This window comes from Paenibacillus sp. FSL R10-2748 (assembly GCF_038005565.1).
In the GTDB taxonomy this organism is placed as follows: Bacteria; Bacillota; Bacilli; order Paenibacillales; family Paenibacillaceae; genus Paenibacillus; species Paenibacillus polymyxa_B.
The window spans coordinates 480785-495480 of record NZ_JBBOTK010000001.1 but is presented as its reverse complement, the minus strand read 5'-3'; the positions used below and the strand labels follow the sequence as shown (position 1 = coordinate 495480).

The window sequence follows — 14696 nt, the reverse complement described above, 5'->3', positions numbered from 1 at the left end:
ACTAGCGACCTCCCTTCACACTGCGTCGAGCTTTGCCTGGAGGAACCGTATTGCCTGCTAAGCCTAATAAATTCTCGGTGTTTGGCTGGTCTGTGCGCAGTTGTTCCATTTCCTGTTTGATGGAATCCAGCGAGTGACCCAGATTTTGCATTTTTTTGCGAATTTCATCATCGCTACTGGATTCAAGCATAATTTTATACAAACTTTTTTCAATGGATTCTTTCTTCTCAAACTTCTCCAGAATAACGTCCAATCCGCCAATGACCATCTCAAACATATTTATCTTTTCATGCAGCAGATGCAGGATATGCTCCTCAATCGTTCCAGTTGTGGACAAGTTAAAAATATTAACATCATGCGTCTGTCCAAGTCGATGTACCCGTCCGATCCGCTGCTCCACGCGCATGGGATTCCACGGTAAATCGAAGTTAATCATATGGTGACAAAATTGCAGGTTAATGCCTTCACCACCCGCTTCGGTGGCAATCATGACCTGAATGCGCCCACGGAACAGATCCATCATCCAATCCTTGCGTCCACGGTTCATGCCGCCTCGGTAAGGAACAGCAGATAGGCCACGGTCACGGAAATAGTTCAGCAAATACTCCTGTGTGGCTCGGTATTCTGTAAAAATGATCACTTTTTCGTTCATCTGACGGATAAGCTCAAGCGCTTTTTCTGCTTTGGAATTGGCCTTGATCGCTTTAATGTGTGCAACCAAATCCCAGACACGATCGCGTAGAGGAGAGTCTGGAGCCATCTTTTTAGACAAATTGACCAGAGTCACGAACACAGCGTCCCGGCTGCTGCACACTTCCCGTTGAAGGGTGACGAGAGACAGCATGCTACTTAAATTTCCGCCATTCGCCTGGTATTGCTCTTTGACAAAAGAGGTCACCCCATCGTACAGCGCTTGCTCTTCCGGCGAAAGTTCCAAGTGAATGTTGGAAACATTTCGTTTGGTGAATTGAACCGGGCCTTCTCCGCGACGATTGCGGATCATGACTTTAGACAGCTCATCCTTGAGCTGATCTTCATTTTTAGGCAGACGTTTATCTACAACAAAGTTGGCTGAAAAATCGCCATGTCTTCCCAATTGACCGGGCTTGAGCAGTGTAATCAGGTTAAACAGCTCAGACAGATCGTTTTGTACAGGTGTTGCTGTCAGGAGCAAACAATATTTTTTACGCAGCTTCATAATGAACTGGTAGTTGGATGTCTTTTTATTTTTCAGCTTATGAGCCTCGTCTATAATGAGCAGGTCATAATCGGTATCTAGCAGGATGTTACTATGGGGCTCCCGCTTGGCGGTATCCATAGAGGCCACGACGACCTCGGAAGACCAAGAATACGCTTTCTTCTGGGCGACAGCGGGAATACCGAATTTGCTGTTCAGCTCACGCACCCATTGTAGGACCAGGGATGCGGGTACAAGAATAAGCACTTTGGAAGCCAGCCCGCGAACCAGATATTCTTTTAGGATCATTCCAGCTTCGATCGTTTTGCCTAGGCCGACTTCGTCGGCAAGAATGGCACGTCCGGACATTTGAAACAGTACCTTCCGAGCGGTATCCAGCTGATGGGGTAGTGGAGTGAGGTCTTGCAAATGCTGTAGACATTGAAGCTCATCGAAGCTCGGCACCAGCTTGGCTTTTTCAGCCTCAATGGCCAGCTGATACAGATTCCAATCTCCCCAAGGGCCACCTTTGCGTAGGCGTTGGTCCAGCTCATCCTGCCAGCTTCGATCAAATTGCACCGGAACAGGCAGTGGCGCTTGATTGTGTATATGCGGGGAACTTGTCGATTTGGCTTTCATGATGATTCCCTCCCTCCTGGTAGTAGCACAGTTGAAGCTCTTGGTTCTGTCACATATGTGGCATCTATTTAGCACAGATCGTAGATGTAGTATGGACGGAAAAAGATATCTTCATAACAGGAGGGATGAAATCCTTTAGCTGCCTTCCATTAACTTTTGGAGTTTACTTTCCGTAGAGGTTTGCGCATTGGGGGTGTAAATGCTACAACGGAGATCAACACTGCCTTGTACCTGAAGAGAAGTCAGGTCAAATAGCATTTTGCCAGCCTTGGCATGACGAAATTCAATGAGCACCTCCGGTGCGGAGCTTACTTCACTCTGATTCCAAAGCTCGTTAAACTCTGGGTAGGCCTGGCTCATATTTTGTATAAATTGTGCATACCAGGGGTCTGTCACGTATTGCCCGTAATAAGCGCGGAAAATAGCAAGGAACCCCTTTACAAAGTGTTCCCAGTTCACGGCTAGACTTTTAAACTCCTTTTTGGTGAATAGCAGTTCAATCATATTGCGTTGCTCATGTGGTAGCTCGGCAAAATCCATAAAAACATGAGCAGCAGCGGCGTTCCAGCCGACAATATGACAGCGCCGATCTGAAATAATAGCAGGGCAGTAGTGCAGCTCTTGTACGATCTTTTGCAGAGAGGGGGAAATGACGGCTTGCTCTGCAGGAGCAGGAAGGCTGTGAGACCCGGCTTCGATCGCCAAATCATACAAATATTTGCGCTCGTCTGTGTTCAACTGCAATGCGGCAGCAATAGCATCCAACACAGAGGCGGACACCTTAATATCTCGTCCTTGCTCCAGCCAGGTATACCAGGTCGTACTGACACCTGCCAGCTGAGCGACTTCTTCTCTGCGCAAGCCTGGTGTTCTGCGACGTGATCCTTGGGGGAGACCGACCATATGTGGGTGTAGGCGGGCTCTTTTCGTTTTTAGAAAAACAGATAGTGCTTCCAGACGTGCTTCCGTTTTCATAGGTATTTTCTCTCCATTCAATGGGTATATCCGAAGTGAGCAAATAAGGCATTTACTATAGTAGTGTTCATTATACCAGGATAAACAAACACTTGTAATAGGATAAGACGAGGGTAAAATGAGGATTATAAGTAAGTCACCGAGCAGGAGGAATGAATAGCTTATGCAAAGAGTAGTGATAACAGGTATGGGTGTCGTTTCCCCACTGGGTAATGAAGTGGACACGTTGTGGAAGAATTTGCTGGAAGGCAATTCAGGTATACGTAAAATTGATACATTCGATGTGTCCGATTTGAAAGCACAAATTGCTGGACTGGTACAGGATTTTGATGCAGAAAAGCAATGGGGACGTAAAGATGCTAGACGAATGGATCGGTTTACTCAGTTTGCATTATATGCGGCAGAACAAGCGCTCAAGGATTCCGGTCTGGAACTGGATCATACCGATTTGGAGCGTGTCGGTGTTTATGTGGGATCGGGAGTCGGCGGTTTGGATACGTTGGTGGACAATGTAGATGTTCTGCTACATCGTGGACCGGGCAGAGTTAGCCCGACGCTGGTGCCCATGATGATCTCAAATATGGCTGCTGCTCAAATTAGTATCGCGTTTGGAGCGATGGGACCTACGCTTTCACCCGTGACGGCTTGCTCTATTGGGAATACAGCAATTGGAGAGGCGTTTCGGACGATTCGTACAGGAGATGCGGATGTCATTTTTGCCGGTGGGGCTGAAGCGGCGGTGACTAGATTAGCCTTGGCGAGTTTCGCTAATGCGACTGCCTTGTCCACACGTAACGAGGAGCCTTCTATAGCAAGTCGACCTTTTGATCAGAATCGGGACGGCTTTGTCATGAGCGAAGGTGCAGGTATTCTGGTACTGGAGTCACTGGAACACGCTATCCGACGTGGTGCGGAAATCTATGGTGAGGTCATCGGTTATGGAGCCAGTTCGGATGCTTATCACATGGTTGCACCGCATCCCGAAGGAACCGGAGCTTACTTGGCGATGAAAGCGGCCCTTCGTTCGGCTCACATCTCCCCTGAGGAAGTGGACGTGATTAGCGCCCACGCGACGAGTACGTCTGTCGGGGATGTCGCTGAGACCCTTGCAATCCACAAGCTTTTTGGTGATTATGCCTATCAGATTCCGGTTACTGCGAATAAGTCCATGCTGGGTCATATGCTGGGGGCTGCGGGCGGTGTTGAAGCGATTGCACTTGTGCAAAGCCTGCGAGAAGGTATCATTCCGCCAACCATGCATCTGGATAATCCAGACCCTGCTTGCGATCTGGATTATGTGCCTCACGAAGCGCGCAAGGTTCCACTAAATATTGGGCTATCTAATTCTTTCGGCTTCGGTGGTCATAATGCGGTTATTGTGCTGAAGCGCTACGAGTCATAATTTGTAAGGAGTTATTGAAACCTCAGGCATTCTATCCGGCTGGATAGAGCACCTGAGGTTATTTTAATCGAAGAATAACAGATTCATTTTAGATAAAAGATAGAGTAAGATGAAGGAAAACATTTGGAGGGACGTGAAACCATGATTTTAATCAGGAACATACAATCAGCAGACGCTGAAGCGTATTGGAATTTGAGACTGGAAGCCCTGCAAATGAACCCTGAAGCTTTTGGAACCTCCTATGAGGAAGCTGCGAGAGTTCCATTATCTGATGTGGTGAAGCAGATACAAAATAAACGAGATCATTACATACTTGGTGCATTTACAAAGGATCATCAGCTAGCTGGTATGACTGGGTTTAGAAGAGAACAAAAAATAAAAACGCAGCATAAAGGAACGATTTGGGGAGTTTATGTACCATCGACCTACCGAGGTCAGGGGATCGCTAAAAAACTTTTATTGGAAGTCATCAGCCAAGGTAGAAAATTGGAAGGTTTGAAGCAAATTAACCTGAGTGTGGTAACTACCAATCAAGCTGCTGTTAAGCTGTATAGGAAGTTGGGATTTGAAACCTATGGTATAGAAAAGAATGCTTTAGAATATCACGGACAGGAATATAATGAGGAACTCATGGCTTATTTTTACTAAGGGTGAAAGGTTTTGAAAAAATGAAAATTGACCGATTGCTTTCTATCGTCATTTTGCTGCTAAAGAAAAATAGAGTACAAGCGAAGGAACTGGCTGATTTATATGAGGTTTCGATCCGGACGATCTATAGAGATATTGAAGCGATTAGTATGGCAGGTATTCCGGTGGTGACTTATCAGGGAGCCAATGGGGGAATCGGTCTGATGGAAGGATACCGTTTGGATCGCAGTATGCTGACGGATAACGATGTCAAGGACATTGTGATGGGGCTGCAGAGTTTGTCCTCGACGTTGGGCAGCCCCAATGTGTCGCGGTTACTTCATAAATTTGAAAGTATTATACCGGAGTCCGGGAAAGAGCGATTTAGTGTCCGTACCACACAGTTTATCGTCGATCATTCGGGATGGGGAAATCAAGCTGCACAGGAAGGCAAATTGAAAAAGGTGAAAGAAGCAATGAGCCAAGCGCGTACTGTCGCTTTTACCTATCGAAATGCGGAAGGAGCCATAACGGAACGGAATGTTGAACCGCATACGCTCGTTCTGAAAGGACAACAATGGTTTGTATATGCGTATTGTCCCGATAGGGAGCAGTTTCGTCTATTCAAACTCTCCCGCATGAGTGACCCTGTGGTTACAGAGACAGTTTTTGCTCGCAGGGACCTTTCTTATGAAGTGCTGCCGTGGAATGAGGGACGGATGGAGGCATCCAGAGCCGTACAACCATTTACGCTACAATTTAACCGTAATTCAAGGCATTTGGCGGAGGACTGGTTTGGCGTAGAAGCATTGACCGAGCAGGAGGAAGGGATCTACACGGTTTCGGTCCCGTTTCCCGAGGATGCATGGGCGTACGGATTTATTTTAAGCCTGGGACCGGATGTGGTTGTCAAGGAACCAGCCCATTTGCGAGACAAGATTCATAAGATGGCGCTGAGTATTGCGTCTAATTATGAAGAAGTTCGGGAATCATCTTAGATTAAGTAAAACAAACCTGACCCATAGTTGTCAGGTTTGTTTCGTTATACTGGTGGCATACCTGATATCAGTTAGCGAAAGGGGATTTACGAGGATGGATAAAGCTTGTCAAAGTTGCGGGATGCCGTTGGAGCATGAGGACCAATATGGAACGGATGCACAACATCATAAAACGGATGAGTATTGCAAGTATTGTTACAAGGAAGGCGAATTTGTACAGCCTGAATTGACTATGGAGGGAATGATTCAGCAGTCTGTGCCTTTCCTGGTAGAGAAGGGGATGCAGGAAGAAGAAGCGACTTCGATGCTGCGTAATTACCTGCCGTTTTTGAAACGATGGCGGTCCTCAGAGGATACGGGGCTTACACTGGATGGACCCATTCGGGAAGAATATCGAGGTGAGATCCGTTTGATTGGGTTGAAAGCACGTACAAGTAATCAGAATGAACAAACATCTCACGGGATCATTCCAAGCATGTGGGAACGTTTTTGGAGTGAGGACGTGCCTGGTCGGATAAAGGAAAAAGCAGGACATGCTTCTGTCTATGGTTGCTATACTGACTATGAAAATGGAGCTTTGGGCGAGTATACATTTTTTATCGGGAAGGAAGTGGCTGTTGATTTCCAGACTCCTGATGACCTTGAAGAACTTGTCATTCCGGCTGCACGCTATGCTATTTTTCAGGCAACTCAGGAACCTTCTTCTGTCTTCCGTGTATGGCAGACGATTTGGGAGTGGGCTGCCATGGGACAAGGGGAGCGGACATACACAGGTGATTTTGAAGTGTATGGCAGTCCAGATGAACCTGTTTTGATTTATATTGCAATCAAGTGATGATTTTGTCGTGACAGAAGAGAACCGCCTGGCCATTATTGTGGACCAAGCGGTTTTTTCTGATTCAATCAATAGCAGTCTCCCCATCAAGTTGAACGTCGAGTTACAGCCCAAAAGATGAGAGCCAGAGCACTGACACCAGCTCCTAATAGACACACCCCGTTCCATCCGGCATAGATGTACATATGAGTGGAAGCAATGGCCCCGGTGGCGCTACCGATGGAATAAAATATCATGTAGCCTGCAGTAAGTCGGCTCCGTGCCTCAGGGCGAACATTGAAAATCAGGCTTTGGTTGGTGACATGTACAGCCTGTACGGCCAAATCCAAAAGTATTACGCCAAGAACTAAAGCGAACAGAGAATGCTCGGTGTAGCGGATAGGTAACCAGGATAGCAGCAATACAACTAGTGCGATACCCGTCGTCCGTTGTCCCAAGCCCTGATCGGCAAGACGCCCTGCTCGTGCTGCTGCTAATGCCCCGGCGACTCCAGCCAGGCCAAAGGCTCCGATGGCTGTATGTGAAAGAGATAGAGGTGGGGCACTGAGAGGTAACACAAGCGAAGTCCACAATATGCTGAACGCCGTAAAAATGAGCAGCGCAAGGACAGCACGAATACGCAGAATTCGTTCTTGCACGAACAGTACGATAACCGAGCGGAGCAGTTGCGGATAGGAAAGTGTCACACTTGTGGGTTCGTTCTTTGGCAACACCCGCAACAGAGCTACAGCCATAAACAGCGTAAGTATAGCAGAAACAAGGTAAACTGAACGCCAGCCTGCCAGATCAGTTAATACACCGGCCACGGTTCGTGCCAGCAGAATGCCGATAACGACTCCACTGGTCACCAGACCTACGATACGCCCACGTTCAGTCGGATTAGCCAAGGTAGAGGCGAAAGCCACGAGTGTTTGAGTGACTACAGCCAGCAGTCCAATCATTGCCATTCCCATAAGCAGTATTGTACGGGTAGGAGCAAAGCTAACCACGATTAGTGCCAGCACGGATAGCAGCATTTGCCCTGTAATCAGTCGCCGTCGATTCAAAAGATCGCCAAGCGGGACGAGCAGCAACAATCCCAACGCATAACAAATTTGCGTAATGGTAATGACCATGCCTACCGATGAGTGCGTAATGCCAAATTCGTTTGCCAGCGCATCCAGCAATGGCTGTGCATAGTAAATGTTAGCGACAGCCAGCCCGCAGGCTATGGCAAACAAGAGTGCCACAGATCGGGACAAGGAGGGAATGGGAGCTGTTTCGGCAGCATTTGCTACCGTTTGATGAGGGAGGAGTACCGCTTTTTCTTCTGACGTCTTCATTTTCACATACCACGTCGCTTTCTGTAATTTACATACCGTTGAGTATAATATACCGATTGGTATGTAATGAATTTAGGTCAATATAACTCGTGCAAATATAAAATGTCAAGAGTTTATCATGTACATATTTGACAGTTTCTTTTCCTGATCATACAATCTTAATATACTGAACGATATGAAAAGAAGGAGCTGCTTATGGTTCGACCACGGGAATTTGATGAAGATCAAGCGTTGAATGCAGCGATGCAAATTTTTTGGGAAAAAGGATTCGAGGCTACATCTTTAAGCGATTTAACCTCCAAAATGGGAATTCAGCGCCCTAGCATTTACGCTGCTTTTGGAGACAAGAAGCAATTATTCGAAGCCGCGCTGCGCAAATATACGCAATCCCACGCTGCTTATGTACGCTCTAGACTACAAAGCAATTCTTCTGTAAAAGAAGCGTTTTACAATTTTTTTGGAGGAATCGTGGCAGAAGAGTACGAGGATGGGCCTAATAGGGGATGCTTTTGTATCAATACGATGGTAGAATTAGCCCCTCATGATGAAAGATTTGAAATTTTAACCAGAGAACATCAGATGTATCTTTCTGCCGTCTTTCAGGAAACCCTTGAGCGCGGTATACGATCAGGAGAGCTGGAGGCTAGCATGGACGCACGAGCTCTGGCCCATACGATGGTCTCTTTGTTAATCGGGATTACCGTGATGATGAAATCACGTCCAGCGCGCTCTTTTGTAGATCAGGCGGTTGCGACTTTACTTATATTACTGGATGGGAAATAGAGATGAAGGGAAGAAGCAGGGATGCCACAGATAAAGGCCGTTCAAACCCCGATTGGAGCATTGTATGGACGAGATGCGATCTATTTGGACCATGTGCATATGAATTATTCGAAGAAGGAGCTAGTTTTGAAGGGAGAGATTAATGGGGGGCTGGCAGCGGAAGCAACAGATGGTTTTGTGCCCTACGAACTGATATTCACAGAAGTCTACTACTTCAACATGATTGAACTGGACGTTGCTTTGCACCTGTCTGATCGGGAATATACGCAGGGCAGCAGCTTTGATGAGCTTACAGATACGCCGTTATTGGCTACAATAGCAAGTGCACGGGGGAAAAATCTAAAGCACCTTATGCTGAAAACCTATGACGATATAGTAGAAATTGCCTGTGGAGACTATAAGATGACTATATAAACGGTTGATTTTTAGAAGAGGAGCAGGATCAATGGATACCCAAATTGAACTATTAAACGTGACTGTATGCTGAATATGTTATTCATACTGTCGGTCCTGTGTGGAATGGTGGCGACCATCGGGAAGAGGAGCTATTGGCGAAATGCTACCATAATGCACTCCAATTAGCTTTAGAACTGAATGCACGAAGCATTGCCTTTCCGAACATCAGCTGAATGAGAGAATACATGCGTGGAAATTAGGGGGGATCATGAATGCATGAGGAGCAAAACCAGGAACATTGGCCGGTGTGGGCTACGGAGCCTGTAAAAATAGTGAATGCTGATCCTGCCTGGTCAGAGCAGGGCTTAAAGGTCATTCACCAGTTGCGGGAGTTATTACTGCCGTTTAAGGTGACGGAAATCGAACATATAGGAAGCACGGCAATTCCCAATCTTTCCGCTAAGCCCATTATTGATATTATGGCAAAATTAGAATCTTGGGATCAACTGGAACAGGTCGTATCTGCTTTACAACCAGCAGGCTGGAACTATGTTCCACCTGAATTGGACGGTCGGGAATGGAGAAGATTTTTGGTTAAAGTGGAACAGGATCAAAGAAAGGGACATCTGCATCTCATGCTGAAATCTGATGAGCATTGGGATCAGCAGCTATTGTTTCGGAATCGACTTCGTGAACAGCCTGAGCTGATTCAGCAATATGATGTATTAAAAAGACGGCTGGCGATGGAAAATCAGCATGATCGTGAAGCATACACGGAGGCCAAGACTGATTTTGTGCAAAATGTTCTGAATACCGGACATCCTAAAGATTAGGACGACCGGACTCCTGGATACTTTCCGACCAAGCGCCGAAATCTCCGACATTTGTGATTGCCGTGTAGGGGAATGGCCGGAAGGCTTGCCAGCACACCAGAAAAAGCTTATTCAGAAGCTGCTAAAGTAACTTTCATCCAGTACTCATGTTCATTTCATGATAGGAAAAATCGTATTTATAGACGTTTCAAGAATACGCTGATGCGTTCCAAAGCCATTTCCAACTGTTCTCGTGATGATGCATACGAGCAGCGGATAAAGCCCTCGCCGCCTGGGCCAAATGCGGAACCGGGTACAGTAATGACTCCTTCTTCTTCCAGCAACCGCTTGGCAAACTGCTCTGAGCTTAACCCTGTGTGCATAATGGAGGGAAAAGCATAGAAGGCACCGTTTGGTTCGTGACATGGCAGTCCTGTCTGACATAGGCCTTCAACGAACCATTTTCTACGCAGATTGTAGGATTCCATCATACGATCTTTTTCCTCCAGCCCGTTACGCAGGGATTCAATTGCGGCAATTTGCCCGATAATAGGAGCGCACATGGCGGTATATTGATGAATCTTCAGCATAGCTGAAATCAACTCTCTTGGGCCGCACACGTAGCCGACCCTCCAGCCTGTCATCGCAAATGCTTTGGAAAAGCCGCTGATGAGCAGGGTGCGCTCTTTCATTCCCGGCAGAGCAGCGAAGCTTACATGCTTCTGTCCATAGGTCAGTTCAGCATAAATTTCGTCTGATATGACGACAAGATTATGCTCCTCAACCAGGCGGGCAATCGGTAGCCAATCCTCATAGGTCATCACCCCACCCGTCGGATTATTCGGATAACAGAGAATAAGCACTTTGGATCGTGGAGTCAGCTTGGCTTGGAGTGCCTCAGCTGTCAGCTTGAACTGCTGATCCGCAGAGGTTTCAACCGTTACGGTATGTCCTCCGTTCAGAAACGTGATGGGTGAATACGAAATATAACATGGAGCCGGAATGAGTATTTCATCGTGTGCGGTGATCAGGGCGCGTAGTGCCAAATCCAGTGCTTCACTGCTGCCAATGGTAACCATGATTTCATCTGTCGGGTTGTAGGATGTGCTGAAGCTGCTCTCCAGATATCCGGCAATCTCCTCACGAAGCTCGGGAAGACCAGCATTCGGTGTGTATGATGTTTTACCATTTTCCAGTGCTGTGATACAGGCCTTTCTGACATGTTGAGGGGTTACAAAGTCAGGTTCACCGACACCAAGCGATACAATATCTTTTCTGCCTGTACTATATTCGAAAAACTTACGGATGCCTGAAGGTGGCATTTCCCGTACAGCTGGAGTCAAAAAATCGGTTATTGATACTGCTGTCGATACATTTGTCATGATGATTTCCTCCTTTTTAAAAAACAAAAAAACCCGCCCCTGTAAAAGGGACGAGTTTATACCCGTGTTACCACCCTAGTTTCATTCCATAGGAAATGACACTCTGTTCACGTATCCATCAATACGTGTTCCGGTTAACGCTGGAAAGGCGGCAGAGCTTACTTCAGGTTCAGCCCGCTTCTCAGAGATGGCGTTCGGCTACCCTCGGAATGTTGGCTTTCACCTGCTCCAACTCTCTGCAAATCCGCTGTATAGCTTACTCGTTCTCGTCATTGAAATTTGTTACCGTATCAAGTTAGGTGTAATTATAAGCACAACATTTCAGGATGGCAAGTCTTTTTTTTAATAAACTTTAAAGACACATCATCATCATTGACGACTGGAAAATAACGTATATAGTGGTATCAAGGGGATTGTGCCCCAGATTTCAATGTGTTATATGACTATATTGCCAGAGAGGAATGGTATCCATATGAACGTATTTGAACGCTTTAGCGGTAAAGTTTTGCCGGCGGATTGGAGCTGGATCAATGAGCCGGCTAAATGGGGATTCGATGATTCCAAGTCTTTGCAAATTTCTGCACCTTCACAGGCAGATTTCTTTAGGGATCCGTCTGGCGCAGTGACTAAATCGTCCGCACCCTTTTTGCATACAACGCTTCAAGGTGATTTTACAATATGGACGAGGGTCCGTGTTGATATGAAGCAGCCTTATGATTCAGGATGCTTGATGATGATGGCGGATGATACCCACTGGGCTAAGCTGTGTTTTGAATATTTTGAAAGCACTCCATCTATTCTTAGTGTGGTCACTCGGGATACATCCGATGATTGTATCTCTGGGGTGATGGACGTGTCCAATCCATATTTACGAGTGGCACGAGCTGGAAATTGCTTTGCATTCCATTATTCATCAGACGGTCAGCATTGGAAGCTGGCGAGATATTTTGGTATGAATGTTCCTAACCAGCTAAAAGTTGGAGTTGTTGCTCAATCCCCGGTGGGGGAGGGCTGTGCTGTTACCTTTGATGCCTTGACGATAACAAACCATGTACCCGAGGACATACGAAACGTGGAGTAAATAGACAAAGGCTTTCTCTCTAAGTATGAAAGCGCTATAAAATAGGACTTAAAAAGACGTATATACGCATACTCAGGCAGGAGGTAGATGGAAACTTGCTGTTAAGAAAGAAGGGCTACAAGCTGCTCAGTTTGTTGGGAGTGCTGCTTGTAGCTACGTTGGGCTGTTTCGGACTCATTATGTATTTACAGTCCACAAGCGGAACAAGGATGTATCAATTTCTGTACTGGGATATATTCCTGGCCTGGGTTCCGGTCTTTATCACTCTGGGAATGATGGCTTTATCCAGACTGCGAAGTACAAAAGTGAGAAGTATTCTTTTATTTTTCTCTTCAATTGTATGGTTGTTTTTTCTGCCGAATGCTCTTTATTTGGTGACTGAGTTACTTCATGCGTTTCGTTTTTACGATGTGAATCCTGATACACGTTTTTGGTTGAACACACAATTTTGGTTTATCTTATTTACGTCTTTTTCAGCAGCAGGGCTGGGCCTTTTTCTTACATCCCTTTGTGTATTGGTGATCCACCATATGCTGAGGAGGATTTGTTCAGGTGGACTCGCATGGGCTGTAGTTTTTGTGTTGTTGTGGCTGGCCAGCATAGGCGTATATATTGGCAGATTTGCTCGCTGGAATAGCTGGGATGTATTATTGCAGCCACTGGTGCTCCTTGCGGATATTTGGAGATGGGGAGTACATGCAGGACCAAGGCTTCATTTGCTGTCCTTTTGCTGGCTGGTGTTTGGGATAGCAGTCATTTTTTATTTATTGATCTATATCTCTTTAAGTGAGAATCAGGATGTTTAGGCCGAGGACATGTATTCAATGAATACAGGCTTCGGCCTATTTTTTTACATGTAGAGTGTCAGGAGTTAGTGTTGTCCTCCCCGTGCACATCGTAAAGTACGCGTACAAGCAGATCCTGACTGAAATTCCCGAATCTTTTGCCAAAAATAGTGAGCCCACCTTTGTTTTCCGATTGATCGGTTACGGATAAACGGAGTGTAATGTCGCTTTTATAGTTAAGGTTAATATCGTCTATTGTGACTTCGGATATGCGGCACCCGTCAATGAAGCTGCCATGCTGATTGATGCGAATTAATTTGAGCATACCATATTGATTCAAATGCGGTGGCCACCAATCTGGATTCAGAACCCCCGGCACTTCTCCAAAATCTCCGGCGCTGGTCCAGTGCCCAATAGGGATACCGTTAATATGAAAACAAATGTCAGAGGGATATTCCTCACAATAGCAGGGTGCTTCTGAGCCCAGTTCTGCGGAGAATTGAATTTCCTTAAAGGATTGATTCGCTTTCAGATAGTTGGGGATGCGGTATTCCAAAAAACCTTCGGCCATCCAGATCATTTCCGACTCCAGCCGCCCGGGATCTGCAAAATAGCGTGGATCATCAAAATCGCCGATTATGCTGTCTCGGGTCACCAATCCACAAGTGGGGGACGCTTGGTAGTTACTATAATGACCTACGCGAATCTCAACCTCATACACATTTTTTTGTTCTCTGCTGCGCAAATCTACCATCAGCTTATCCTTGTTCAAATAACACATTTTTCGGGTACCGTGCTTGCCGCTAACGGTATTGATCTCCACAAGGCCGCATTCTTCCAACTTTCGAATATGCATTGTAATGGTACCGTTGCTCAAATTAAGTTTGTTTGCAATGTCATTCATACTTTGGCCCTGATAAGCAAGTAGCTCGAGAATTTGAATGCGGATTTCGGAACCCAGTGCTTTAAAAATATCTAACCCTGACATTAAGTTCTTAATATAAATCATAGCTATAGACCATCCTTATCTATAAAAATTGTGATGTAAGCGCTTATATTTTTTACTTTGATTTATGTTAAAATAAAATCAAAAAGAAGTAAACTGCTTTTTTGTAAATTTTTTTTACTAAATAAAGAGGGGAGTGATTAGGCTCCAAATTAGAGATTATTTCATAAATAAATCGTTTTTAAGTTTTATTACTGGTTTTTTAGATGAAAATTAACTTAAATACGATTTAATTTTGCTTTTCATGTTACTCTAATCTATGTTTTATAATTATTTAAAAAGATTGAAAAATACATTGACGAACTGAGGAAGCGCATGCTATATTTTGTTTGTAAACGAATTCATTATTGATAAAGTAAAATGTTAATTATATGGTACATGAGAGGGATGATAATCACAGCGGCAATCAACAACGGGTTGTGTACCGCACAGTTAAAGATTAGGCCGAGTGGTATGAAGTTATTTTAACACCAAAT

General features: G+C 45.5%; 14 protein-coding genes, 1 pseudogene and 1 other annotated feature. Of the genes and pseudogenes, 10 read left to right on the top strand and 5 right to left on the bottom strand.

Going from position 1 to position 14696, the window contains the following annotated elements; translation table 11 throughout:
* Position 1: 1 nt before the first annotated feature.
* Positions 2 to 1816, bottom strand: coding sequence for a DEAD/DEAH box helicase (locus NSS66_RS02250; protein WP_068940291.1), 1815 nt, complete (start codon positions 1814 to 1816; stop codon positions 2 to 4).
* A gap of 135 nt (positions 1817 to 1951) precedes the next feature.
* A complete protein-coding gene (locus NSS66_RS02245) occupies positions 1952 to 2791 on the bottom strand; it encodes a helix-turn-helix transcriptional regulator (protein ID WP_023988057.1) in 840 nt (279 codons plus the stop codon).
* A 163-nt stretch (positions 2792 to 2954) separates the two neighbouring features.
* Between NSS66_RS02245 and fabF the strand changes: the two genes are divergently transcribed.
* From fabF to NSS66_RS02225, 4 genes are all read left to right on the top strand, one after another.
* Positions 2955 to 4193: a beta-ketoacyl-ACP synthase II gene (fabF, locus tag NSS66_RS02240; protein ID WP_023988058.1), complete on the top strand. Its 1239-nt coding sequence runs from the start codon at positions 2955 to 2957 to the stop codon at positions 4191 to 4193.
* A gap of 141 nt (positions 4194 to 4334) precedes the next feature.
* A complete protein-coding gene (locus tag NSS66_RS02235) occupies positions 4335 to 4841 on the top strand; it encodes a GNAT family N-acetyltransferase (RefSeq protein WP_023988059.1) in 507 nt (168 codons plus the stop codon).
* 20 nt (positions 4842 to 4861) lie between these two features.
* On the top strand, positions 4862 to 5818 hold the full coding sequence (locus NSS66_RS02230; RefSeq protein ID WP_023988060.1) for a helix-turn-helix transcriptional regulator: 957 nt from the start codon (positions 4862 to 4864) through the stop codon (positions 5816 to 5818).
* 94 nt (positions 5819 to 5912) lie between these two features.
* A complete protein-coding gene (locus tag NSS66_RS02225) occupies positions 5913 to 6653 on the top strand; it encodes a zinc ribbon domain-containing protein (RefSeq protein WP_023988061.1) in 741 nt (246 codons plus the stop codon).
* 86 nt (positions 6654 to 6739) lie between these two features.
* Here NSS66_RS02225 and NSS66_RS02220 read toward each other — a convergent pair whose 3' ends face one another.
* Positions 6740 to 7975: an MFS transporter gene (locus tag NSS66_RS02220; protein ID WP_069080864.1), complete on the bottom strand. Its 1236-nt coding sequence runs from the start codon at positions 7973 to 7975 to the stop codon at positions 6740 to 6742.
* Between the two features lie 195 nt (positions 7976 to 8170).
* On the opposite strand from NSS66_RS02220, the gene NSS66_RS02215 reads away from it, so the two are divergent.
* The 4 genes and pseudogenes from NSS66_RS02215 (at position 8171) to NSS66_RS02200 (ending at position 9987) form a co-directional block, all read left to right on the top strand.
* On the top strand, positions 8171 to 8758 hold the full coding sequence (locus tag NSS66_RS02215; protein WP_023988063.1) for a TetR/AcrR family transcriptional regulator: 588 nt from the start codon (positions 8171 to 8173) through the stop codon (positions 8756 to 8758).
* A 21-nt stretch (positions 8759 to 8779) separates the two neighbouring features.
* Positions 8780 to 9172: a hypothetical protein gene (locus NSS66_RS02210; RefSeq protein WP_023988064.1), complete on the top strand. Its 393-nt coding sequence runs from the start codon at positions 8780 to 8782 to the stop codon at positions 9170 to 9172.
* A 62-nt stretch (positions 9173 to 9234) separates the two neighbouring features.
* Positions 9235 to 9384 (top strand): annotated as a pseudogene (locus tag NSS66_RS02205) (macro domain-containing protein); the annotation flags it as partial.
* A gap of 42 nt (positions 9385 to 9426) precedes the next feature.
* Entirely contained in the window at positions 9427 to 9987 is a 561-nt protein-coding gene (locus NSS66_RS02200; RefSeq protein ID WP_023988065.1) for a GrpB family protein, read from the top strand.
* 176 nt (positions 9988 to 10163) lie between these two features.
* Here NSS66_RS02200 and NSS66_RS02195 read toward each other — a convergent pair whose 3' ends face one another.
* Positions 10164 to 11348 carry an aminotransferase class I/II-fold pyridoxal phosphate-dependent enzyme gene (locus tag NSS66_RS02195; protein WP_023988066.1) on the bottom strand — a complete coding sequence of 395 codons (1185 nt, stop codon included), beginning with the start codon at positions 11346 to 11348 and terminating at the stop codon, positions 10164 to 10166.
* 43 nt (positions 11349 to 11391) lie between these two features.
* Positions 11392 to 11630 (bottom strand) — a binding site (T-box leader).
* A gap of 190 nt (positions 11631 to 11820) precedes the next feature.
* Between NSS66_RS02195 and NSS66_RS02190 the strand changes: the two genes are divergently transcribed.
* Both NSS66_RS02190 and NSS66_RS02185 read left to right on the top strand, forming a co-directional pair.
* Entirely contained in the window at positions 11821 to 12429 is a 609-nt protein-coding gene (locus NSS66_RS02190) for a DUF1349 domain-containing protein (protein ID WP_340958381.1), read from the top strand.
* A gap of 95 nt (positions 12430 to 12524) precedes the next feature.
* Positions 12525 to 13235 (top strand): DUF1361 domain-containing protein, encoded by a 711-nt coding sequence (locus tag NSS66_RS02185; RefSeq protein WP_075154044.1) that lies wholly within the window; start codon positions 12525 to 12527, stop codon positions 13233 to 13235.
* A gap of 58 nt (positions 13236 to 13293) precedes the next feature.
* Here NSS66_RS02185 and NSS66_RS02180 read toward each other — a convergent pair whose 3' ends face one another.
* Positions 13294 to 14223, bottom strand: a complete 930-nt coding sequence (locus NSS66_RS02180) for an ArsR/SmtB family transcription factor (RefSeq protein ID WP_069080859.1) — start codon at positions 14221 to 14223, stop codon at positions 13294 to 13296.
* Positions 14224 to 14696: the final 473 nt, after the last annotated feature.